This is a genomic window from Methylocystis heyeri (genome assembly GCF_004802635.2).
Classification (GTDB): domain Bacteria; phylum Pseudomonadota; class Alphaproteobacteria; order Rhizobiales; family Beijerinckiaceae; genus Methylocystis; species Methylocystis heyeri.
This window is the reverse complement of record NZ_CP046052.1, coordinates 1178850-1199385: the sequence shown is the minus strand read 5'-3', so window position 1 is coordinate 1199385 and position 20536 is coordinate 1178850. Positions and strand designations below refer to the sequence as shown.

21 protein-coding genes are annotated in these 20536 nt (G+C 64.1%); 15 read left to right on the top strand and 6 right to left on the bottom strand.

Annotation, left to right across the window (positions count from 1 at the left end):
* Window positions 1–11: 11 nt before the first annotated feature.
* The 5 genes from lpxA (at window position 12) to H2LOC_RS05355 (ending at window position 4742) form a co-directional block, all read left to right on the top strand.
* Window positions 12–836 (top strand): acyl-ACP--UDP-N-acetylglucosamine O-acyltransferase, encoded by an 825-nt coding sequence (gene lpxA, locus H2LOC_RS05375; RefSeq protein ID WP_136495451.1) that lies wholly within the window; start codon window positions 12–14, stop codon window positions 834–836.
* Complete coding sequence (gene lpxB / locus H2LOC_RS05370; RefSeq protein WP_343040068.1) at window positions 833–1981, top strand: lipid-A-disaccharide synthase; 1149 nt, start codon at window positions 833–835, stop codon at window positions 1979–1981. Before lpxA ends, lpxB begins: the two co-directional genes overlap by 4 nt.
* 233 nt (window positions 1982–2214) lie before the next feature.
* The gene (locus H2LOC_RS05365; RefSeq protein WP_136495449.1) at window positions 2215–2634 is read left to right on the top strand and encodes a rubrerythrin family protein; all 420 of its coding nucleotides are present in this window, start codon (window positions 2215–2217) and stop codon (window positions 2632–2634) included.
* A gap of 159 nt (window positions 2635–2793) precedes the next feature.
* The gene (locus H2LOC_RS05360) at window positions 2794–4131 is read left to right on the top strand and encodes a (Fe-S)-binding protein (RefSeq protein WP_136495448.1); all 1338 of its coding nucleotides are present in this window, start codon (window positions 2794–2796) and stop codon (window positions 4129–4131) included.
* 20 nt (window positions 4132–4151) lie between these two features.
* Window positions 4152–4742 carry a DUF3501 family protein gene (locus tag H2LOC_RS05355; protein WP_136495447.1) on the top strand — a complete coding sequence of 197 codons (591 nt, stop codon included), beginning with the start codon at window positions 4152–4154 and terminating at the stop codon, window positions 4740–4742.
* A 157-nt stretch (window positions 4743–4899) separates the two neighbouring features.
* Here the strand turns inward: H2LOC_RS05355 and H2LOC_RS05350 are convergent, their stop codons facing one another.
* Window positions 4900–5238: a hypothetical protein gene (locus H2LOC_RS05350; protein ID WP_136495446.1), complete on the bottom strand. Its 339-nt coding sequence runs from the start codon at window positions 5236–5238 to the stop codon at window positions 4900–4902.
* Window positions 5239–5473: 235 nt separating this feature from the next.
* On the opposite strand from H2LOC_RS05350, the gene glyA reads away from it, so the two are divergent.
* The 6 genes from glyA (at window position 5474) to H2LOC_RS22065 (ending at window position 10078) form a co-directional block, all read left to right on the top strand.
* Window positions 5474–6748 (top strand): serine hydroxymethyltransferase, encoded by a 1275-nt coding sequence (gene glyA / locus H2LOC_RS05345; RefSeq protein ID WP_136495445.1) that lies wholly within the window; start codon window positions 5474–5476, stop codon window positions 6746–6748.
* Window positions 6749–6820: 72 nt separating this feature from the next.
* Entirely contained in the window at window positions 6821–7330 is a 510-nt protein-coding gene (gene nrdR, locus H2LOC_RS05340) for a transcriptional regulator NrdR (protein WP_136495444.1), read from the top strand.
* Window positions 7327–8439 (top strand): bifunctional diaminohydroxyphosphoribosylaminopyrimidine deaminase/5-amino-6-(5-phosphoribosylamino)uracil reductase RibD, encoded by a 1113-nt coding sequence (ribD, locus tag H2LOC_RS05335; protein ID WP_136495443.1) that lies wholly within the window; start codon window positions 7327–7329, stop codon window positions 8437–8439. The genes nrdR and ribD overlap by 4 nt, the downstream gene beginning before the upstream one ends.
* A gap of 1 nt (window position 8440) precedes the next feature.
* Window positions 8441–9043: a riboflavin synthase gene (locus H2LOC_RS05330; protein ID WP_136495442.1), complete on the top strand. Its 603-nt coding sequence runs from the start codon at window positions 8441–8443 to the stop codon at window positions 9041–9043.
* Between the two features lie 22 nt (window positions 9044–9065).
* On the top strand, window positions 9066–9557 hold the full coding sequence (locus H2LOC_RS05325; RefSeq protein WP_136495441.1) for a hypothetical protein: 492 nt from the start codon (window positions 9066–9068) through the stop codon (window positions 9555–9557).
* A 29-nt stretch (window positions 9558–9586) separates the two neighbouring features.
* Window positions 9587–10078 (top strand): putative quinol monooxygenase, encoded by a 492-nt coding sequence (locus H2LOC_RS22065; RefSeq protein ID WP_425487321.1) that lies wholly within the window; start codon window positions 9587–9589, stop codon window positions 10076–10078.
* Between the two features lie 51 nt (window positions 10079–10129).
* Here H2LOC_RS22065 and H2LOC_RS05315 read toward each other — a convergent pair whose 3' ends face one another.
* The 3 genes from H2LOC_RS05315 to H2LOC_RS05310 form a co-directional block, all read right to left on the bottom strand.
* Window positions 10130–11077 (bottom strand): tyrosine recombinase, encoded by a 948-nt coding sequence (locus H2LOC_RS05315; protein WP_136495439.1) that lies wholly within the window; start codon window positions 11075–11077, stop codon window positions 10130–10132.
* Between the two features lie 141 nt (window positions 11078–11218).
* Window positions 11219–11362, bottom strand: a complete 144-nt coding sequence (locus tag H2LOC_RS21485; protein ID WP_202620526.1) for a hypothetical protein — start codon at window positions 11360–11362, stop codon at window positions 11219–11221.
* A gap of 169 nt (window positions 11363–11531) precedes the next feature.
* Window positions 11532–12278, bottom strand: a complete 747-nt coding sequence (locus H2LOC_RS05310) for a L,D-transpeptidase (RefSeq protein ID WP_136495438.1) — start codon at window positions 12276–12278, stop codon at window positions 11532–11534.
* A gap of 438 nt (window positions 12279–12716) precedes the next feature.
* Between H2LOC_RS05310 and H2LOC_RS05305 the strand changes: the two genes are divergently transcribed.
* The 4 genes from H2LOC_RS05305 to H2LOC_RS05290 all read left to right on the top strand — a co-directional run bounded on the left by H2LOC_RS05305 (window position 12717) and on the right by H2LOC_RS05290 (window position 18831).
* Window positions 12717–14396, top strand: coding sequence for an amidohydrolase (locus H2LOC_RS05305; RefSeq protein ID WP_162009700.1), 1680 nt, complete (start codon window positions 12717–12719; stop codon window positions 14394–14396).
* A 135-nt stretch (window positions 14397–14531) separates the two neighbouring features.
* A complete protein-coding gene (locus H2LOC_RS05300) occupies window positions 14532–17237 on the top strand; it encodes a tetratricopeptide repeat-containing sulfotransferase family protein (protein ID WP_136495436.1) in 2706 nt (901 codons plus the stop codon).
* A gap of 40 nt (window positions 17238–17277) precedes the next feature.
* On the top strand, window positions 17278–18306 hold the full coding sequence (locus H2LOC_RS05295) for a type II secretion system minor pseudopilin (protein WP_162009699.1): 1029 nt from the start codon (window positions 17278–17280) through the stop codon (window positions 18304–18306).
* An 84-nt stretch (window positions 18307–18390) separates the two neighbouring features.
* A complete protein-coding gene (locus H2LOC_RS05290; protein WP_136495434.1) occupies window positions 18391–18831 on the top strand; it encodes a uracil-DNA glycosylase family protein in 441 nt (146 codons plus the stop codon).
* Here H2LOC_RS05290 and H2LOC_RS05285 read toward each other — a convergent pair.
* Window positions 18794–19420 carry a septation protein A gene (locus H2LOC_RS05285; RefSeq protein ID WP_136495433.1) on the bottom strand — a complete coding sequence of 209 codons (627 nt, stop codon included), beginning with the start codon at window positions 19418–19420 and terminating at the stop codon, window positions 18794–18796. The genes H2LOC_RS05290 and H2LOC_RS05285 overlap by 38 nt on opposite strands.
* Window positions 19417–20496: a signal recognition particle-docking protein FtsY gene (ftsY, locus tag H2LOC_RS05280; protein ID WP_136495432.1), complete on the bottom strand. Its 1080-nt coding sequence runs from the start codon at window positions 20494–20496 to the stop codon at window positions 19417–19419. Before ftsY ends, H2LOC_RS05285 begins: the two co-directional genes overlap by 4 nt.
* Between the last annotated feature and the right edge of the window lie 40 nt (window positions 20497–20536).

The following is a 20536-nucleotide window of genomic DNA, read 5'->3' as shown; positions in this document are numbered from 1 at the left end:
TGGGAACCGCCATGGAGGCGTGCGTCCATCCTTCTTCAGTCGTCGAGAGCGGAGCCCGGCTCGGCCGGGATGTCGTCGTCGGCCCATTTTGCGTCGTCGGGGCGCAGACCGAACTCGGCGAAGGCGTGGAGCTCGCATCCCACGCGATCGTCACCGGAGCGACCCGCATCGGGCCCGGCACGAGAATATTCTCCTTCGCCTGCGTCGGTTCTTCCGCTCAGGATTTGAAGGCCGTCGGGGAGGCGGGGAGCCTCTCGATCGGCTCCGACTGCATCATCCGCGAAGGTGTGACAGTCAATGTCGGAACACCGGGCGGCGGATCTGAAACCAGGATCGGAAACCGCTGCGCTCTGCTGGCCTATTCCCATGTCGCGCACGACTGCAGATTGGGGGACGGCGTGGTGCTCTCCAACAATGTTCTGCTCGGCGGTCATGCGGAAATCGGCGATCACGTCATGATCGGCGGCGCCAGCGCCGTGCATCAGCACGCCCGCATCGGGGCTCACGCTTTCGTCGCGGCCATGTCCGGCGTCGAGGGCGATGTCGCGCCCTTCATGCTTGCGGCCGGAAACCGGGCCCATCTCTTCGGCCTCAATCTGGTCGGCTTGCAGAGGCGGGGATTTTCGCCGGAACGGATATCGAGGCTCAAAGCCGCCTACCGGCTTCTGTTCGGCCGGCGCGAAACCGGCGAGGCGGCTTCGCTCGCCGAGCGGATAGAAACGCTCGCCGATCTGCATGAGGGAAACGAGGATATCGGCCTGCTTGTCGATTTCCTGCGCCCGGCCTCGAATCGCCCGCTGTGCGCGCCGCGCGCGGGCGCGATTGCCTCGAGGTGAAGCATATTTTCCTCATCGCCGGAGAAGCCTCCGGGGATCGCCTCGGCGCGCTTCTGATGCGCGCCCTGCGCAGGGCGGGCGACGTCGTCGTTTCGGGCGTCGGCGGCGAGGAGATGGCGCGAGAGGGACTGAACTCCCTTTTTCCGTTCGGCGATCTTGCGGTGATGGGTCTCCTGCCGGTGCTGGCGCGGCTGCCGCGCCTCGTCCGGCGCATCGAAGAGACAGCCCGCGCGATCATCGCCGATCCGCCCGATTGCCTGGTTCTGATCGACGCGCCGGACTTCACCCATCGCGTCGCCCGCAGAGTGCGCGCCGCGCGGCCAGATCTTCCCATCGTCGACTATGTCTGTCCGACGGTCTGGGCCTGGCGTCCCGGCAGGGCGCGGCGAATGCGCGCCTATGTCGACCATGTGCTCGCAGTGCTGCCCTTCGAGCCTGACGCCCTGGCGCGCCTTGGGGGCCCGCCCTGCGATTATGTCGGTCACCCGTTGATCGAGCACATCGACATGCTGGCCCCGATCGGAGTCGAAAAGCCCGCCGAGGGGCCGCTGCTGATTCTGCCGGGCTCGCGCCGCGCGGAAATCCGGCGGATGATGCCGGTCTATGGACAGGCGGCGGGAATTCTCGCTCGGGAATTCCCGGCGCTGGACATGGCGATTCCCGTGGTGCCGCATGTCGAAGCGGTCTTGAGGGAAGAACTTTCCCATTGGCCCGTGAAGCCGCGCCTCCTGAGCCAGCAGGAAAAGTTTTCGGCGTTCCGCGCCGCCCGGGCGGCGCTCGTCACCTCCGGCGTCGCAACTCTGGAACTGGCGCTCGCCGACGTGCCCATGGCGGTGGGCTACCGGGTCGCGCCGATCGAGAGCCTGCTCAGATTTCTGGTGACCGTCGATTCGATCGTGCTGCCTAATCTGATCGTCGGGTCCCGGCCCGTGCCGGAATTTTTTCAGGGCGCCGCTGCGCCCGGCGCGCTCGCGGACGCCGTGTCGGCAGTGCTCAGGGAAGGGCCTTCGCGATCGGCGCAACTTAATGCTTTCAAGGTCTTGCGCACTAGAATCCTTTCCGCAGGGGCCGAGCCGAGCGCCCGCGCGGCAAGGATCGTTTTGGGCTATGCTGACAGCGGACGTCGTGTCGGCACTGCAAATTAAGTGGCGATAAGGCTTGGCGCCGGCGAATTTTGAATTATTCTAAGTACGACGCCAGCGCGGCTTCCGACCGGACGGATTCGTCCGATCGACAAGAAATCGAGCAAAGTCGAAAAATTGGGGCGAATTCCTATCGAAAAAGTCGGTCAACTTTTTCGACAGTTCGCTCCAAAACGCGCCGCTCGGCGGACGGCGGGCGTCCCGGTTCAGTTTTTCCAACAGGAGAGCATCAGGCTATGGCTACGCTCAAGGGCACCAAGACCGAAGACAATTTGAAGGCCGCCTTCGCCGGCGAGTCGCAGGCGAATCGCCGCTATCTGTATTTCGCTCAAAAGGCGGACGTCGAGGGCTACAACGACGTCGCCGCGGTCTTCCGCTCCACCGCGGAAGGCGAAACCGGCCATGCCCATGGCCATCTCGAGTTTCTCGAGTCCGTCGGCGATCCGGCCACCGGCCTGCCGATCGGCAAGACCTCGGACAATCTGAAGGCCGCCGTCGCCGGCGAGACCCACGAATACACCGACATGTATCCGGGCATGGCCCGCTCCGCCCGCGAGGAAGGCTTCGAGGAAATCGCCGATTGGTTCGAGACCCTCGCCAAAGCCGAGCGTTCGCACGCCGGCCGCTTCCAGCGCGCCCTCGACGAGCTGAAATAAGAGTTCCCCAGGGACTTTGAAACAAAGTCCTTCGATCCGCACCCTCTCCCTGCGTGCAGGGAGGGGGCGCACCCCGAAAGAACTGGCGCTACTACTGCGCCGCTCGCCCTCCCGTGGAAGGGAAGGGTCGCAACTCTCTCGAAAATCGACAGGTCTACGATGCGGGAAGGCAGTCTGGAAGCCCCGACGCGGCATCCGATCGATTGGCAAAGCGCCGATTACTACGACGAGGCCAAGCTGGACGCGGAAATGCGCCGCGTGCTCGACATCTGCCACGGCTGTCGTCGCTGCTTCAACCTTTGCGACAGTTTCCCGCGCCTGTTCGATCTCGTCGACAATTCGAAGAACGGCGAGCTCGACACCGTAGACAGCAAGGACTTCAAGCCGGTCGTCGACGCATGCACGCTCTGCGACATGTGCTACATGACCAAATGCCCCTACGTGCCGCCCCATGAATTCAATCTGGACTTCCCGCATCTCATGCTGCGGTACCGCGCCGTGGAGGCGAACCGCGACGGCGTGAAGCTGAAGGATCGCGCCCTGGCGGCGACAGACTTCAACGGCGGGATCGCGACCGTCGTCTCGGGCCTCGCCAATTGGGCGACCGACGCCGACAACAAGGCGGCTCGCGGCGTCCTGAACAGCCTGCTCGGCCTCAATCCCGAGGCGGCGCTGCCGAAATACGCCGGCAAGACGCTCGAAGCCGAAGCGCAGGCCAATCCGCCGCAGCGCGCCGAGAACGCGCCGGCGAAAGGCCGCAAGGCGATCGTCTATGCGACCTGCTACGGCAATTTCAACGACACTTCCATCGGCAAGGCGGCGCTCGCCGTGCTCGCCCGAAACGGGGTGGAGACCAAGGTTCTGCATCCCCATTGCTGCGGCATGCCGAAGCTCGAGCAGGGCCTGATCGGCGAAGTCGCCGACTCGGCGAAGCTCGTCGCGGAAAGCTTTGCGCCTTACATCGCCGAAGGCTGGGACATCGTGGCGCTGGTTCCGTCCTGCGCCCTCATGCTCAAATTCGAATGGCCGCTGATTCTTCCCCGCGACGAAAATGTGAAGCGCCTCGCCGCAGCCACCTTCGATCTGTCGGAATATGTCGTGGACATAGCGCGCAAGGAAGGCCTCGCCGAGGGCCTGAAGCCGCTGGACGGCGGGGTCGCCTTCCACGTCTCCTGCCACTCGCGCGCACAGAACATGGGCCAGAAGGGCGCCGATCTGCTGCGGCTCGCGCCACAGATGGATCTCACCGTGATCGAGCGCTGCTCGGGCCATGGCGGCGCCTGGGGATGCAAGGGCTCGAACTTCGAAACCGCCCTGAAGGTCGGCAAGCCGGCCGCGCGGCAGATCGCCGGCGCCGGGAAGAAATACATGGTTTCGGAATGTCCGCTGGCTGGGATGCATCTGGCGCAAGGCGTGGAGCGCATGGAGAGCGACGCGCCCAAGCCCGAGCTCGTTTCCCATCCGATCGAACTGCTGGCTCGCGCTTACGGCGAGTAGGGGCCTGTCTGGAGCAAGAAATGTCTAGCAAGCGCGAACTGGGGCCGTCCGATATCCTGCCCTGGCCGGAATATGCTCGCAATCGCATGGAGCATCGCCGCCGGATAACCGCCGTCAAGCGGAACCGGCGCGTCGAGGTCGGCCCCTATGTCACCTTCTATTTCGAGAGCTTCGATACGATGTGGCTCCAGGTGCAGGAGATGCTGCACATCGAAAAGGGTGGCGAGGAACAGTTGAAGGACGAGCTCGCCGCCTATAATCCGCTGATCCCGGGCGGGCGTGAGCTGGTGGCGACCTTCATGATCGAGATCGACGACCCGCAGCGCCGCGCGCGCGTTCTGGCCGGTCTCGGCGGCGTGGAGGATACCGTTTTTCTCCAGATCGGCGGCGAGAAGATCCCGGCGCAGCCGGAAACCGATCAGGATCGCACCAGCGCCGAGGGCAAGGCGAGTTCCGTGCAGTTCGTGCATTTTCCCTTTACGGAGGCCCAGGTCGCGGCCTTCCGTCAGCCTGGGGCTCAGGCGATCCTGGGCATTTCCCACCCGGCTTACAGCCATATGGCGGTCCTGGGGGAAAATATGCGCGAAGCGCTGGCGCAGGATTTCGACTGACGTTTCGAGACAGGAGCGCTGGCGGCGCGGAGTCCCCGCCAGCGAGAATTCCGGGGCTAGGGCATGTTCCCAAAAAGCGCGAAGCCGGTTTTTGGAAAAGAACATGCTCCGTCATAGGTTTTGGAGCGCGTTCGACCGAGTTTTAACCGAACGCGCTCTAATGCGCGTCTCGCGGAGGCAGTTTCAAATGCTCCTCGACGCGTCGGACCCGTTCTTCCAGCTCGCTGATGAGCGCGCCGTGGCCCACGGCCGAGGAATGATATTCCATAACCGCGCGCCGCAGCCCGACTATCTGATCAGCCAGACGCTTCTCGACCGTCAGGAGATCTGAGGCCACGTCGGCCCGCAACGAATGCACTTCCGAGCGAAGGTCCGCGAGTTCGCTTTTTGTCGCCATCTCGGCGCGCACGTCCGCCATCTCTGCGCGCATGTCCGCCATTTCTGCGCGCATTTCACGCAGCAGGGCGAGCACGAGATTTTGCGGTTCTTCCGTCATGCCGTTTCCATCGGCTCCAGCTCAATCGACGCGATCCAAAACCAACCGCAAAATCATGTCAACTTTAGCCGAGCCTGCAACAACCCCCATCCGTGTCGCGATGCGCTCTTTTCGTCTTGTTCCAAGCGTGGTAAGCGCAGGGCCTCACTCATGCGCGTCACGGGACCGGCTGGCCATCATGCGCCGAACAGCCGGCGGAGCACAAGTTTCGCGCCTTTTGGCATAGAGGAAAATAATGAGCCAGTCGGGTTTCTTCACCACCCCCCTCGCGCAATCGGATCCGGAACTCTTCAAGGCTGTCGAACTCGAACTCGGCCGCCAGCGCCATGAGATCGAGCTGATCGCGTCCGAGAACATCGTTTCCAAGGCGGTGATGGAAGCCCAGGGCTCGGTTCTCACCAACAAATACGCCGAGGGCTATCCGGGCAAGCGCTATTACGGCGGCTGCCAGTTCGTCGATATCGCCGAAAATCTGGCGATCGACCGCGCCAAGCAGCTCTTTGGCTGCGGCTTCGCCAATGTGCAGCCGAATTCCGGCTCGCAGGCCAACCAGTCGGTGTTCCTCGCCCTCGCGACGCCGGGCGACACCTTCATGGGCCTCGACCTCGCCGCCGGCGGCCATCTGACCCACGGCTCGCCCGTGAACCTGTCCGGCAAATGGTTCAAGCCGGTTCCCTATACCGTCCGCAAGGACGACCAGCGCATCGACATGGAGATGGTCGAGAAGCTGGCCAAGGAGCACAAGCCGAAGATCATCATCGCCGGCGGCTCGGGCTATTCCCGCATCTGGGACTTCGAGGCGTTCCGCAAGATCGCCGACAGCGTCGGCGCCTATTTCATGGTCGATATGGCCCATTTCGCCGGCCTCGTGGCCGCCGGCCTGCATCCGTCGCCGTTCCCGCACGCTCATGTCGTCACCACCACGACGCATAAGACCCTGCGCGGCCCGCGCGGCGGCATGGTGCTGACCAATGACGAAGACATCGCCAAGAAGATCAACTCGGCGGTGTTCCCGGGCCTCCAGGGCGGTCCGCTGATGCATGTCATCGCCGGCAAGGCCGCGGCCTTCGGCGAGGCGCTGAAGCCCGAGTTCAAGGCCTATCAGCAGCAGGTGAAGGACAACGCCCAGACCCTGGCGCAGACTCTGGTCGACGCCGGCCTCGCCATCGTTTCGGGCGGCACCGACAACCATCTGATGCTGGTCGATCTGCGTCCCAAGAAGATCACCGGCAAGGCCGCCGAGGCCGCTCTCGGCCGCGCCCACATCACCTGCAACAAGAACGGCATTCCCTTCGACCCCGAAAAGCCCTTCGTCACCTCGGGCATCCGTCTCGGCTCCCCGGCTGCGACCTCGCGCGGCTTCGGCACGGCGGAGTTCAAGACCGTCGGCGGCCTGATCGTGGAAGTGCTGGACGGCCTCTCCGCCAAGGGCGAGGAAGGCAATGCGGCGACCGAAGCGGCGGTGAAGGAAAAGGTTCACGCGCTGACCGCCAAGTTCCCGATCTACTGATAAGGGGCATTCTCCCTTCTGAGCGCCCCCATTCCCTTGCGGGAAGGGGGCGTCTTCATTAAAGGCCGGAAGATGCGCTGTCCCTATTGCGGCTCGGCCGATACGCAGGTGAAAGACTCGCGGCCCGCCGAGGACAATTCCTGCATAAGGCGTCGCCGCGTCTGTCCCGTCTGCGGCGGCAGATTCACCACCTTCGAGCGCGTGCAGCTGCGCGAACTCGTCGTCATCAAGAAATCCGGGCGGCGCGTTCCTTTCGACCGCGACAAGCTCATGCGCTCGCTCGAAGTCGCGCTGCGCAAGCGGCCCGTCGATCCCGAGCGCGTCGAGCAGATGATCAATGGCGTCGTCCGCCAGCTCGAAAGCTCCGGCGATCCCGAAATCCCCAGCAGCAGAATCGGCGAACTCGTGATCGAAGGCCTGCGCTCGCTCGACCCCGTGGCCTTCGTCCGCTTCGCTTCGGTCTATCGCGATTTTCGCGAAGCCAAGGATTTCAGCGCTTTGATCGACGAACTCGAAAGCTCCCGCGCGGATGCGCCGGAGCAGCCGACCGGGGATGCGGCGCGGGGCGGCAAGACGCCATGATCTCCGTCGACGACGAAAGATTCATGGCCGCGGCCCTGGCGCTCGGAAGGCGCAATATGGGCCGCGCCGCGCCCAATCCCGCGGTCGGAGCGCTCGTCGTCCGCGACGGGATCGTCGTCGGAAGGGGTTATACCGGAACCGGCGGGCGTCCCCATGCGGAGACCATGGCGCTGGCCGAGGCGGGCGAGGCCGCGCGCGGAGCCACCATCTATGTGACGCTGGAGCCATGTTCGCACCACGGCGAAACGCCTCCCTGCGCCCACGCCATCATCGCCGCCGGGATCGCGCGTGCGGTCACGGCCGTCGACGACCCTGATCCGCGCGTCGCCGGGCGTGGCCTCGCCATGCTGCGCGAGGCCGGCATAGCGGTTGCGCATCGCGTGCTGGAGCGCGAGGCGAAACGCGAGCATCTCGGCCATATTCTTCGCGTGACCCGAAACCGGCCCATGGTGACGCTCAAACTGGCGCGCACGCCCGACGGCTTCGCCGCCGGGGCGCTCCACGATCCGCGCCTCCACATCACCGGGCCGCTGGCCGACGCCTACACCCATATGCAGCGCGCGCTGCATGACGCCATCATGGTCGGCGCGGGAACCGCCCGCGAGGACGATCCACTGATGACCGTCCGGCTTCCCGGTATGGAGAGCGAGACGCGCCTGAGGGTCGTCCTCGACGCCGAGTTGACGCTTTCGCCGCGGTCGCGGCTCGGCTCGACCGCAAGGCGGACGCCGACCCTGGTCATAGCCGGGCAGGGCGTCGATCCGGCCGCCGCCGAGAGGTTCCGGCAGGCGACCGGCGCCGAGGTCATAGCGGTTCCAAGCGACATGCTGGGGCGCGTCTCGCTGGAGGCGGCGCTGAAGGCGCTGGCCCAGAGGGGCGTCACGCGGGTTTTCTCCGAAGGGGGACCTCGCGTCGCCGAAAGCCTCATCACCGCGGGCTTCGCGGATGAGGTGATTCTGCACACCGGCGGCAAGCCTTTCGGCGGGGCGGGGCGGCTCGCCCTGAGGCCGGCGGCGGCCGCGGTGCTGGAAGATGAAAAGCTTTATCGTCTGGTCGAAACGGTCCAGTTCGGGCCGGACCTGATGACGCGGCGGGAAAGGATCGCTTGAGATGTTCACCGGCATCGTCACCGACATGGGCGAGGTCATCGCCATAGAAGAACGCGGCGCCCTGCGGCGGCTGCGCATCGCCTGCGCCTATCCTGCGGAGGGCATTGCGCTCGGCGCCTCGATCGCTTGCTCGGGGACATGCCTGACAGTCGTGGCGGTGGAGCAAAAAGGCGCTGGCGCAATCTTCGACATCGACGCCGCCGCCGAGACTCTCGCCCGCACCACGGTCGGGCGTTGGGAGGTCGGTTCGAGAGCCAATCTGGAGCGGGCGCTGAAGATCGGCGACGAGCTCGGCGGCCATATCGTCACCGGCCATGTCGACGGGACCGCGCAAGTGATCTCGCGCGAAGACTTCGACGGCATGGCCCGCTTCGTCATCGAGGCGCCGCACGATCTCGCCCGCTTCATCGCGCAAAAAGGCTCGGTGACGCTGGATGGCGTCTCGCTCACCGTGAACGAGGTCGACGGCGACCGCTTTTCCGTGCTCATCATCCCGCATACGCTGGCGGTGACGACCATCGGCGCCAGAAAAGCCGGCGACTGGTTCAACCTCGAGGTCGATCTGATGGCGCGTTATGCGGCGCGGTTAGCCGAGGCGAAGTAGGGGGCGCCATAAGGAGCATTCGATGAGTTGCGACTGGTTCGCCCGCTGGTGCTCCCTCGACGAAATCAGCACATCGACTCATCTGGTTTTTACTGATGACGGCTCCCCTGTCGGCGTCGCCAGGGCGCACTGCCTTGTGGAAACGCCGAATTGCACTATCGGGGTTTCCTCGCAAGGCTCCGGGGGAGAGCATACGGGCTTTTGGAAATGTCCTTCATCGGAAGGGCTCGTTATTCTTTTTGAGAATAAGGTCGTTGTCGTAGACTTGGGAAGTCCGGAATCCAACTCCGTTGTGGACGTCCTATGGGTGGCCGGGCCACCAATCATAACCAGCCGCTACGTCGTCCTGTGGTCTTTCTGGGCGATTACTTTGATCGCCTCGCCATGCGACATTATAGAAAAGCGCTTCGAGGACGGCGAGATTCAAGCCGTCTCTCTGCTGAGCCAGCCGGAAAGGCTGGAGATTGAAATCTTCTTCGCCGGCGAGACCGTCAAACAGACGCTTTTTCTTTAAATCGCGCGGATGGAGAGCCGCCCCTCGCCATGGGTCCCGAAACTCCTCCGGCCAAACTAAGGAACCCCATGCCGCTCGTATCGATCACGCGCCTGCGCCTGAGGTCGTGGGGATACCTCCCGGCATTCATCGCGGCGGCGGTTTGGTCGGTTTTGCAGGCGCGGCGGGCGCGGGGCAATCTGGCCGTCGGCGTCTCGCGTGAGGCAGGCAATGTCTTTTGGACCCGCTCGATTTGGACGGACGAATCCGCGATGAGGTCTTTCAGGGATTCCGGCGCGCACCGTGCCGCCATGCCGAAACTGCTCGATTGGTGCGACGAGGCGTCGGTCGTTCACTGGACGCAAGAATCCGCTCAGCCGCCGACATGGAAAGAAGCGCATCTGCGGATGCAACGTGACGGTCGCCCGTCGAGGGTGAAGCATCCGTCCGAGGCTCACCGCCGCTTCGAATGCCAAAAACAGGGTTGCAAATCACCCCACCCCGCTGCTGCGCAGCGACCCTCCCCCTCAAGGGGAGGGTAAGCGCCCCTCGCCTGATCACATTGTAATTTATAGATATTCTGCGTTGAGATCTCACGCCTCGTCCCCGAGCGGGTGCAGATCGCGCACCATGGCGCGCATGCGCTCGTCGAGTACATGGGTATAAATCTGGGTGGTCGAAATATCGGCGTGGCCCAGCAGTTCCTGCACCACGCGCAGATCGGCGCCGTTCTGCAACAAATGGCTGGCGAAGGCATGTCGTAGGGCATGTGGATGGATGTCGCTCGCGGAGATGCCGGCGGCGACGGCGGCGGTTTTGAGATCGCGGGCGAAAGCCTGCCGCGTGAGATGGCCGCTGTCGCTGTCGGAGGGAAACAGAAAGGGCGTCGCGGCGAGGGCGGGGCTTTTCTGCTCCAGAAGCGCACGATAGGCGACCAGGGCTTCCTTTGCGCGGCCGGTCAGCGGAACCAGGCGCTCGCGGCCGCCTTTTCCCTTGATCGTGATGAAAGGATCGCGCGCCCGCGCGGCGCTTTTCGGCAGCGACACAAGTTCGCTGACCCGCAGTCCGGTGGCGTAGAGCGTCTCCAGCAGAGCATACATCCGCGCCGCGCGCATGCGTTCTCCGAGCGGGCGTTTGTCGTCGTCGACGCCTTCGCGCGTGACGCTCAGCAGCCGGTTGACCTCGGCGACCGAGAGAACGCCGGGGGCGTTCTTGATATGGCGCGGCCCCTCCAGCGCTGCGGCGGGATCGTCGCCGCGGCGCCGCTCGACATAGAGAAATTTATGGAACTGGCGCAGGGCCGATAGGCGCCTCGCTACCGTTGCGCCGGCCATGCCGCATTGCGTGAGCGCGGCGATATAGCCGCGGAGATCGTCGGTCGTCGCGCCGGTCGGATCGAGCCCGGTCCTGGCGAGATGGTCGATATAATCGGTCAGGTCGCGCCGATAGGCCGCCAGGGTGTTGAGCGCCGCCCCGCGCTCCGCGGCCAGCATTTCCAGAAAACAATCGAGGAGGCGAAGAGCGCTCTGGCGCGTTTTCATGGTGCTTCCGGCGAATTGCTTCGCGTCGTCATTGCAAGGAGCGCAGCGACGCGGCAATCCAGAGGGACTGGCATTGCTCTGGATCGCTTCGCCTTCGCTCGCGATGACGACGTAAAGCCGGTTACTTGGCTGAAAATATCATCACTTGTTGAGGCGGGCCGGAGAAATGGTCTGGGTCATTTCCCTGGGTTGCGGCGTGACGAAGGTGACGAGCGCCAGCATCGCGCCATAGGCGAGGGCTGCGAGTAGGCCGGCGGTGACGAAGAAGCGAATGAGGCTGGGCAAGGGATCGGCCCCTCCATTAAGGAATAATCAGCCATGTCTGCTATCGCGCGAAGCGCCGCCGATTGCAACTGTCCGGTCGACGGCGGCCGGAGGCCGTCGACTAAGGGCGCCCGGCCATCTCTTTGAAGGGAAAAGACCGTCGCGCCTCACCCTCTACTGCAAAAGCCCTTTACCGCACCACGACCCGCGTCCCGACGTTCGCGCGATCGTAAAGATCGATGACATCCTCGTTCATCATGCGGATGCAGCCGGAGGAGACGTTCTGGCCGATGGTGTAGGGCTCGTTGGTGCCGTGGATGCGGTAGAGCGACGACCCGAGATAGAGGGCTCGCGCGCCAAGCGGATTTTCCGGCCCGCCGGGCATGAATCTCGGCAGATCGGGCCGTCGGGCGACCATCTCGGCGGGCGGCGTCCAGTCGGGCCACTCCGCCTTGCGGCTGACGGTCTTGACGCCGGACCATTCGAAGCCGGGGCGCCCCACGCCGATGCCGTAGCGGATCGCGCGGCCGCCGTTCTCCACGTAATAAAGGAACTTGTTTTGCGTATCCACCACGATCGAACCGGGCTGCCCGCCGGAATATTCGACCACCTGCCGCCGGTAGAGAGGACTGACCTCCCGGCGCATTTCGATCTGACCCGGCGCCGCGGTTGTGGCGACCTGCCGGCCATAGCGCCGGCCGCCGTAGCGCGGGCCGGGATCGCCGCCGGTCACGAGCATTTCGAGAAAGCCGCCGCCGAGGGCGCTTTGCGGCTGCGGTTGCGGCGCGGTCGGCGCCTGCACAGGCAAAAGGGATTCGAGCGAGGACTGGTCGGAGGCGCTTGCGAGCCAGGAACCCGCAACAGCCTGTTCCGGGGCCTGAAGCGCCGCGAAAAACGCCACGACGCCCAGAGTGGAGAAAACAATTCTATTGCGCATCGACTTCTGCACCAGTTTGGGCCGGGCCGAAGCGGCTTCGCCACGGCTATCGGTCCCCCGGAAATGTCTGTCCAGATGATAACCTTTAAATATTTATCGTAAATCTCAAGCATTTGCTGTGGTTAGGAAAGAGAAAACTGGTATATTTACGTGGTAATTGCTTTCATAATATTCACGATAAACGCCGGGTTAAAATCCGCTTCTGGGCGACGAGAGTCGGGCTTCACGACCAGTCATGTTAAAAAACCTGCGCGAAAGCGACGCAGCCACTTATCTTCCTTTCAAGATACTCTACCTTGACCACATTGCCCTCGAATCGAGAGAAAAGAAATGTGTCGCGCCTGTTTCAATCCCCTCGTTCTGAAAAGTGACTTCATCGAAGGCGGCAGCCGACATCTTTTCGGCCGGAGCGGCGTCAGCGCCACAAGGCGTAGTTTCATGGCCTATTCGGTCGCCGCGGCCGGCGCCGCCGCCGTGGTTTCGGACGCGCGCGCCGCGCTGCTGGGAGAAGCGGGCGCGGACGTCATCTTCAAAGGCGGAAAGATCATTCCGGTTCCGGGAGCGGCTGCGCAAAAAGCGCTCGCGATCAAGGACGGGCGGATTCTTGCGCTTGGGTCCGAAAGCGCCATCGACGGCTTGAAGTCGAAAAGCACCAGGGTCGTCGATCTCGGGGGACGGGTCCTGATGCCTGGTTTCGTCGATCCGCATAATCACACCGTTCTCGCGGCGCTTATTTTCGAGCTCCTCAATGATGTCGGCTATGCGAAATTTCCGACGCGCGGCAAGCTTCTCAACGAACTTCGCGCCATTGTCGCGCGCACCCCTCCGGGCCAATGGGTGGCGTGCTCCAATTTCGACAACCTGCTTCAGGGGGGCGACCTCTCGCGAGAGGAGCTGGATGGGATATCGACCAGCCATCCGATCTTCGTCTGGTACACCAACGGCCACGACGCCTGCGTCAACAGCGCGGCGCTGAAGGCCGCCAATATCCCCGAAAACATCGGAATGCTCCCCGGCGGCGGACATTTCGGGCGCGACGAGAAGGGTCGACTGAACGGTCTCGTCTATGAAGAGAGCGCGCTCCTGAAATTCGCTCTCCTCGCCTTTCCAAAGATTACGCCCCAACTCGCCACCAAAGCCGTCGGAGATTACCTGCGTTCGGTCGCCGCCCTAGGCAATACGGCGGTACACGAACCCGGAACCCTGCGCTCGGAGTGGATCGCGCCTTTCGCGAAATATTCCGGCCGGGCGGCCTGCCGCACGAGCGCGAGCCTGGCCTATGAAGACCTGAAGGGGATAGACCCGTACCGCAGTCTGGGGGTCGGAGCGAAGGCGACGCAATTGCCCAATTCGCTGTTCTCCCTTTACGGCATCAAGATCATCGGAGACGGCTCCAACCAGACCGAGACCGGCGCGCAGACCTCGCCCTATCTCGACACGGACAGCAAAGGCTCGGCCAATTACGACGCCGCGCAGATGCGAAAGATGGTGGCTGAGATCAAGGCCGCCGGGCTGCCGGTGTTGATCCACTGCAACGGCGACCACACGATAGACATTTCGCTCGACGCCATCGAGGCCGCCTACGGCGGTTCCACCGCGAACGGCGTCAATCGCATCGAACATTCGACGATGGCCCGGCCCGACCAAATCGAACGCATGAAGAAGCTCAACGTCCAGCCGAGCTTCCTCATGAATCATGTTCGCCTGTATGGCGCGGCTTACAGGGACCTGATTTTCGGGCCGGAACGGGCAGCGTTCACGGATCCGGCGGGCGCCTGCGTCAAGGCCGGCCTGCCGTTTTCCCTGCATACGGACTCGCCATGTTCGCCTCCGGGGCCGCTCGCCCTCGTGAGCACGGCGGTCACGCGGCGTTGCGATATCGACGGTTCCACGATCGGGCCGGATCAGGCCGTAACGCTCGATCAGGCTCTGCGCGCCGTGACCATCGACGCCGCCAGCCAGATCGGCCTCGGAGACCGCATCGGGTCGCTGGAGAAGGGCAAGGAGGCGGACCTCGTCATTCTGGAGGCCGATCCCTACAAGACGAAACCCGAGAAGCTCAGCGACATCAAAGTGAGCGAAACCTGGGTTGCGGGAGAAAGGAAATACGGGGGCTGATCACGCCTTGGGGCCACGATCCCCGCTTCCGCTTTTCAATGCCGGCGAAACAGGGGAAACGCGGGTTCTTGACTCATTGCGCGGCGTCGAGGCTTAGTCCGGGCCGATCAAGGATTTCACAGGTCTTTTCGCGCGATGAACAAGCTCTCCTCGGCCGCAGCGAATTGCGAGCGGCTGTTTCAGCAGGCCGCGCAACTGTTCCGGCAAGGCAAGGCGGCCGAGGCGGAGGCGCTGTGCAGGCGGATCGCCGCCGCCCGGAGCGATTACTTTCCAGCGTTTCATCTCCTCGGCGCGATCTGCCTACAACAGGGCCGGCCCGCCGAGGCCCTCGGCTCTCTCAGTCATGCGCTCGACTCACGCCCGCCCAATCCGGCGCGGATCTTAGCGGATCTCGGCCTCGCGCAGGCCGCTCTGGGACAGTTCGAGAACGCTCTTGCGAGCTACGACCAATCGCTCGCGCTGGCTCCCGATCAGCCCGACGTCCATCATCGCCGCGGCGCCGCCCTGGCGGCGCTGCGCCGGACCGGCGAAGCGATCGCGAGCTTCGACCAGGCGTTGAGGCTGAGGCCTGGTTTCGTCGACGCGCTCAATAATCGCGGCGTCGCCCTTTCGGCGCTCGGGCGGGCCGCGGAGGCTCTGGCGAGCTATGATCAGGCCCTCGCGCTCAAACCGGATTTTGCGGCGGCCCATTATAATCGCGGCGGCGCTCTCATGGCGCTCAACCGACCCGACGAGGCCGTGGCGAGCTACGATCATGCGCTCGCCCTGCGGCCCGACAACGCGGCCGCGCTTCTCAATCGCGGCAATGTGCTTTTCTCTCTCGGCCGTCAGCAGGAGGCGCTCGCCAGCTTCGACAGCGCTCTCGCCTCCAAGCCGGGCTTGGCCGAAGCGCTTTACGGCCGCGCCAATGCGTTGGAGCGGCTGGGCTGGACAGAGCAAGCGCTCGCGAGCTTCGCGGCGGCGGCCGAAGCGAAGCCGGATTACGCCGACGCTTTCTATAATCGCGCCAATCTTCTCCAGAAGCTCGGACGTCTCGATGAGGCCGTGGCGATCTTCGGTAAGGCGGTCGAGGCGAATCCGGCCTATGTCGAGGCATGGAACAACCGCGGCAACGCGCTCATGGATCTGGGCCGTCCGGCGGAGGCGCTCGCAAGCTACGAGAAAGCCCTCGCGATCAAGGGTGATTACGCCGAGGCGCTGGTCAATCGAGCCAATGCGCTGCTCGCGCTAACGCGGCTGGAGGAAGCGTTTGCGAGCGCGCGGGAGGCCCTTGCGGCGCGGGCCGATTATCCGGAGGCGCTGAACAGCCTCGGCAACGCGCTCGGCGCATTGCATCGTCACGCCGAGGCGCTGGCATGTTTCGACCGCGCCCTCGTGGTCCGGCCAGCTTACGCCGAAGCTCTAAACAACCGGGGCAACGCTCTTTTGAACCTCAGGCGTCCGCTCGAAGCCCTGGCCAGCTTCGACAGCGCGCTGGCCCTGAGGCCGGGCTGCCCCGAGACGCTGAACAATCGCGGCAATGCGCTTCGAAACCTCAGGCGCTTCGAAGAGGCTCTCGAAAGCTTCGAGCGCGCCCTCGCGGTAAGGCCGAACTACGCGCAAGCGCTCAACAACCGCGGCAATGCGCTCGGCGATCTCGACCGCGCCGCCGAGGCGCTGGAGAATTATGACGCGGCCTTGCGGGTTCGGCCGGATTTCGCAGAGGTGCATGACAACAAAGGCGGCATATTGCTGCAGCTCGGGCGCGCGCAAGAAGCCGTGGCCTCGATCCGGCAGGCGACGAAGCTCGCGCCGCAGCGCGCCTTTTTCCATTACAAACTCGCCTCCGCCAGGCGTTGGAAGGCGGGCGACCCGGAAATCTCCGAGATGGAGGCGCTTGCGCGGCGAAAGAGCGAACTCGCGCGCGAGGAACGGATCTATCTGCAATTTGCGCTGGCCAAGGTCTATGAGGACATCGACGACCGCGAGCGCTGCTTTTCCGCGCTTCTGGAGGGCAATGCGCTGAAGCGCGAGAGGCTCGGCTACGACGAAGCGGCGATGCTCGAGATGTTCGAGCGCACGGCGGAGGTTTTCTCCGAGGATATGCTCCGCAAACGGGCAGGAGACGGCGATCCGTCTCCTGCGCCTGTCTTCATTCTCGGCATGCCCCGCTCGGGGACGACGCTGGTCGAGCAGATTCTATCCAGCCATCCGGCCGTGTTCGGCGCGGGAGAACTGGACGATTTGAGCGAGTCGATCGCCGTCTGCTGCGAGGAGCCGGGCGAGAACTATCCCGATGCTTTCTTTGGCGTCGAAGGCGCGAAGCTGCGGGAGCTCGGCGCGAGATATGTGGCGGGGATCGGCAGAAATGCGCCGCCGGGGGTTCTCCGCATCACCGACAAGACGCCGGACAATTTTCGCTTTATCGGCCTTATCCGGCTCGCTCTGCCGAATGCGCGCATCATACACGTCCGGCGCGATCCGCTGGACACCTGCTTTTCCTGTTTTTCGCGGCTTTTCGCGGGAGACCTCGGCTATATCTACGACCTCGGCGAACTCGGGCGCTATTATCGCGCCTATGAGAAGCTGATGGCGCATTGGCGCGCCGCGCTCCCAAAAGGCGCCATGCTCGAAGTGCAATATGAGGAAGCGGTGGCCGATCTGGAGAGCTTCGCGAGGGGGATCGTCGATTTCTGCAACCTCGATTGGGACCCTCGTTGCCTGGATTTCCACCGGCAGGAAAGGCTGGTGCGGACGTCGAGCCTGATGCAGGTCCGCCAGCCGATCTACAACAGCTCCATCGGACGATGGCGCGCCTATGAAGCTTTCCTCGGCCCGTTGATCCAAGCGCTCGAGCGCTGAAAACGACGTCGCGGGGATGAAAAGGACCGCTCCGATTTCCATGAAGACGAGACCAGACAGCCGGCGTTCGCGTTCCAGAGTTCTCCGCCGCGGGACGCGCGCGGGCAGGGGCGCGGGTTATGCCCTGGTGGTGGTGATCTGGGGTCTAGGCATCATCTCGCTGATGATCGTTTCCTTCATGACCACGGCCCGCATGAGGCTTCAGGCGGCGAACAACATCGCCGGCGCCACTCAGGCCGACGAAATCGCCCAGGCCGCAATAAATCTCGCGATTCTATCCCTCGCCAAAGAGCGGCAGGCGGTAGCGCAGGCTCCCGTTCAACCTACGGGGGCTCTTCCGGTTCCGACAGCGGCGCCGCAGCGGATCATTCACGCAGGGGAACCGAGTTTCTGCGGCATTTCCGGAGCCGCCGTGGCGCTCGCGGTTGAAGACGAAGGCGGCAAAGTCGACCTCAACGGAGCCAATCAGGCCCTGATGAAGGCCATGCTCATCGGCTTTGGCCTCGGTCAAAACGACGCCGACTCCGCCGCCGGCGCCATCGTCGCCTTCCGCAGCGGTTCGGGGGACCCGGGCAACGCCAGTGCGCTCCCGGGCAAGATCGGCGGCCGACAATCGAAGCAGGAGCTTTTTCAGACCGTGTACGAGCTGGATCAGGTGGAGGGCTTCGATCCGTCGCTGGTGCGCCAGATCATCCCCTTCGTCACCGTCCATGGGCGCCGCCCGCGGGTGGACGCCGAAACCGCGCCGCCGGCGCTGTTCGGCGCGCTCATCGGCCTGAAACCCGAAGAAGTACAGACCTTGCGCGCGACGCCTTATCCGAACGACCTCGACCGCCAGGACCCCCGTTTTCCCGCCGCCTACAAGCAGAACGGCGACAGCGGGATTTATCTCATCCATGCGGAAAGCAGGCTCGGCATGGGGCAGACCGCCGTGAGGGAGGCCATCGTCGATCTCAACGGCGACAATGGCGCGCTCTTCGCGATCCGCGAGGTGCGACGGGGCGAGCTGCGGTTTCTGGAGGTCTTGCGCGCGGCGCAGGCGCAGGGCGGCCTGGCGTCGCCGTGCTGATTAGGGCTTCTGGAGCGCGTCCGGTCTCCCTCGGGGCAATCATATGAGCGGGCGGGGCATTCCTTCGAGCTGGGCCGAAAATCCATGGCGCCGGACTCAATCCCCACTCTCGCCGATGCAGGTTTGGCTGAAATATCTGCCGAGGCGGGTCGTTGCCGCCGATGCCCATTGTATCGCGACGCCACCCAAATCGTTTTCGGCGAAGGCCCCGCAGATGCGCGCATGGTTCTGGTCGGCGAACAGCCGGGCCACCATGAGGATCTGAGCGGGCGGCCTTTCGTCGGTCCGGCGGGACTGGTGCTGGAAAAAGCGCTGAACGCCGCGGGCGTCTCGCGCCTGACTTGCCGATACATGGCGTCGTCGTCTCGAAGACGAGAAATGCAAAATCCAGGATCTGCATCGCTTGCAGCCCGGCCACTTGCTCAAGTGGGAAGAAAATACAAAAGCGAGGCACAAACGGCCCCGCCTGCTAGCTCGCCGCAAAAACTCAAAAATGCGCCTCGGCGTTGTCTTCTTCGGGCTTGATCTCGTGGCGGAACACCAGCGGCATCTGGGTCAGCACGAAAAGGAAGGTCAGCGGCAAAATGCCGAAGACCTTGAAATTCACCCAGGCGTCGGTGGTGAGAACGCGGCGCAGCACTTCGTTGAGACCGGCGAGGAAGAAGAAGAAAAAGCCCCAGCGCCAAGTCAGCTTGCGCCAGCCGGCCTCGTCGAGATGGAAGGCGGCGTCGAAGACGATGGGCAGCAGCAGCTTGTCGAACCAGAGCGCCCCGATCAGCGCGCCGCCGAAAAGCAAATAAAGGATCGTGACCTTGAGCTTTATGAAGGTCTCGTCCTGCAGCACGAAGGTCAGCGCGCCGAAGATCAGCACCAATATGGCTGTGACCACCGGCATCACGGGCAGGCGCCTCGTGACGACCCACGAGACCGCGAGGGTCAGGAGCACCCCGACCATGAGAGCCGCTGTGGCAGCGAAGATCCCGAATTTCTGGTTGGCGATGAAGAATACGGCGAGCGGCCCGAGTTCCAGCGCCATTTTCAATCCGGGGCTGAGGCGCTTGCGATCGCCGCCGTCGGGGCCGGCGTTCTTCTCCAGGGCTGTTTGCTCAGTCATTTTGCGATCTCCGCCGCGGCTTTCGCGGGGTCGGATTCCTCGGGGTCGAGTCCCGCTATGGCGCGCGCGAAATCGCGCGCAGTGAAGGGTTCGAGGTCGTCGGCGCTTTCGCCGACGCCCACGAAGTGGATCGGAAGCGCGTATTTCTCCGCGATGGCGACCAGAATGCCGCCGCGGGCGGTTCCGTCCAGCTTGGTCATGACGAGGCCGGTCACGCCCGCGGTCTTGCCGAAAACTTCGACCTGGGCGAGGGCGTTCTGGCCGACGGTGGCGTCGAGCACCAGCAGCACCGCATGGGGCGCTTCCGGGTCGGCCTTTTTCATCACCCTGACGATCTTTTCCAGTTCCGCCATCAATTCGGTGCGGTTCTGCAAACGGCCCGCGGTGTCCATAAGCAGAACTTCGGCGTTCTGCTCCCGGGCGGTCTTGATGGCGTCGAAGGCGAGGCCGGCGGCGTCGGCGCCCTCTTTTCCGGCGACGACAGTGGCGTCCAGACGGTCGCCCCATATCCGCAACTGCTCGACGGCGGCGGCGCGGAAAGTGTCGCCGGCGGCCAGCACCACGCTTTTTCCCTCGCTGCGCCATTTGGAGGCGAGCTTGGCGATGGTGGTGGTTTTGCCCGAGCCGTTCACGCCGACCACGAGGACCACGAATGGACGCCTGGAGGCGTCGATGTCGAAGGGCAGGGCGACGGGCTCGAGAATGTTCTCGACCTCGCGCGCCAGAATGGCGCGAACCTCGTCGGGCTCGATGTTTTTCTCATAGCGGGCGGCGCCCACCGCTTTGGTGACGCGCTGGGCTGCGGCGACGCCGAGGTCGGCGCGCAGAAGCACGTCCTCCAGCTCCTCGAGCGTCAGCGTATCCAGCTTACGCTTGGTGAACACCTCGGCGATGCCCTTGGCGATCGCCTGCGAAGACCGGAACAGCCCGCCGAACAGGCGTTCGCGCCAGCTGCGCTTGGGGGCCGGGGCTTCCTCCGCCGGGGTTTCGCCCGCAGGCTCCGGCGCCGGGGCGCCGCGACCGAAAAGGCGCGCAAACATGCCCCGCTTCTCTTTGGTCCCGTCTGATTGGCTCATGGTTTCCTCTTCGCGGCTGACCCGTACACCAGACTGCATT

Bases quoted from the DNA above. Each gene is read 5' to 3' on its own strand.
- lpxA (WP_136495451.1), top strand. From the start codon at position 12: ATGGAGGCGTGCGTCCATCCTTCTTCAGTCGTCGAGAGCGGAGCCCGG.
- H2LOC_RS05365 (WP_136495449.1), top strand. From the start codon at position 2,215: ATGGCTACGCTCAAGGGCACCAAGACCGAAGACAATTTGAAGGCCGCC.
- H2LOC_RS05360 (WP_136495448.1), top strand. From the start codon at position 2,794: ATGCGGGAAGGCAGTCTGGAAGCCCCGACGCGGCATCCGATCGATTGG.
- H2LOC_RS05355 (WP_136495447.1), top strand. From the start codon at position 4,152: ATGTCTAGCAAGCGCGAACTGGGGCCGTCCGATATCCTGCCCTGGCCG.
- H2LOC_RS05350 (WP_136495446.1), bottom strand. From the start codon at position 5,238: ATGACGGAAGAACCGCAAAATCTCGTGCTCGCCCTGCTGCGTGAAATG.
- glyA (WP_136495445.1), top strand. From the start codon at position 5,474: ATGAGCCAGTCGGGTTTCTTCACCACCCCCCTCGCGCAATCGGATCCG.
- nrdR (WP_136495444.1), top strand. From the start codon at position 6,821: ATGCGCTGTCCCTATTGCGGCTCGGCCGATACGCAGGTGAAAGACTCG.
- ribD (WP_136495443.1), top strand. From the start codon at position 7,327: ATGATCTCCGTCGACGACGAAAGATTCATGGCCGCGGCCCTGGCGCTC.
- H2LOC_RS05330 (WP_136495442.1), top strand. From the start codon at position 8,441: ATGTTCACCGGCATCGTCACCGACATGGGCGAGGTCATCGCCATAGAA.
- H2LOC_RS05325 (WP_136495441.1), top strand. From the start codon at position 9,066: ATGAGTTGCGACTGGTTCGCCCGCTGGTGCTCCCTCGACGAAATCAGC.
- H2LOC_RS22065 (WP_425487321.1), top strand. From the start codon at position 9,587: ATGGGTCCCGAAACTCCTCCGGCCAAACTAAGGAACCCCATGCCGCTC.
- H2LOC_RS05315 (WP_136495439.1), bottom strand. From the start codon at position 11,077: ATGAAAACGCGCCAGAGCGCTCTTCGCCTCCTCGATTGTTTTCTGGAA.
- H2LOC_RS05310 (WP_136495438.1), bottom strand. From the start codon at position 12,278: ATGCGCAATAGAATTGTTTTCTCCACTCTGGGCGTCGTGGCGTTTTTC.
- H2LOC_RS05305 (WP_162009700.1), top strand. From the start codon at position 12,717: ATGGCCTATTCGGTCGCCGCGGCCGGCGCCGCCGCCGTGGTTTCGGAC.
- H2LOC_RS05300 (WP_136495436.1), top strand. From the start codon at position 14,532: ATGAACAAGCTCTCCTCGGCCGCAGCGAATTGCGAGCGGCTGTTTCAG.
- H2LOC_RS05295 (WP_162009699.1), top strand. From the start codon at position 17,278: ATGAAGACGAGACCAGACAGCCGGCGTTCGCGTTCCAGAGTTCTCCGC.
- H2LOC_RS05290 (WP_136495434.1), top strand. From the start codon at position 18,391: ATGGCGCCGGACTCAATCCCCACTCTCGCCGATGCAGGTTTGGCTGAA.
- H2LOC_RS05285 (WP_136495433.1), bottom strand. From the start codon at position 19,420: ATGACTGAGCAAACAGCCCTGGAGAAGAACGCCGGCCCCGACGGCGGC.
- ftsY (WP_136495432.1), bottom strand. From the start codon at position 20,496: ATGAGCCAATCAGACGGGACCAAAGAGAAGCGGGGCATGTTTGCGCGC.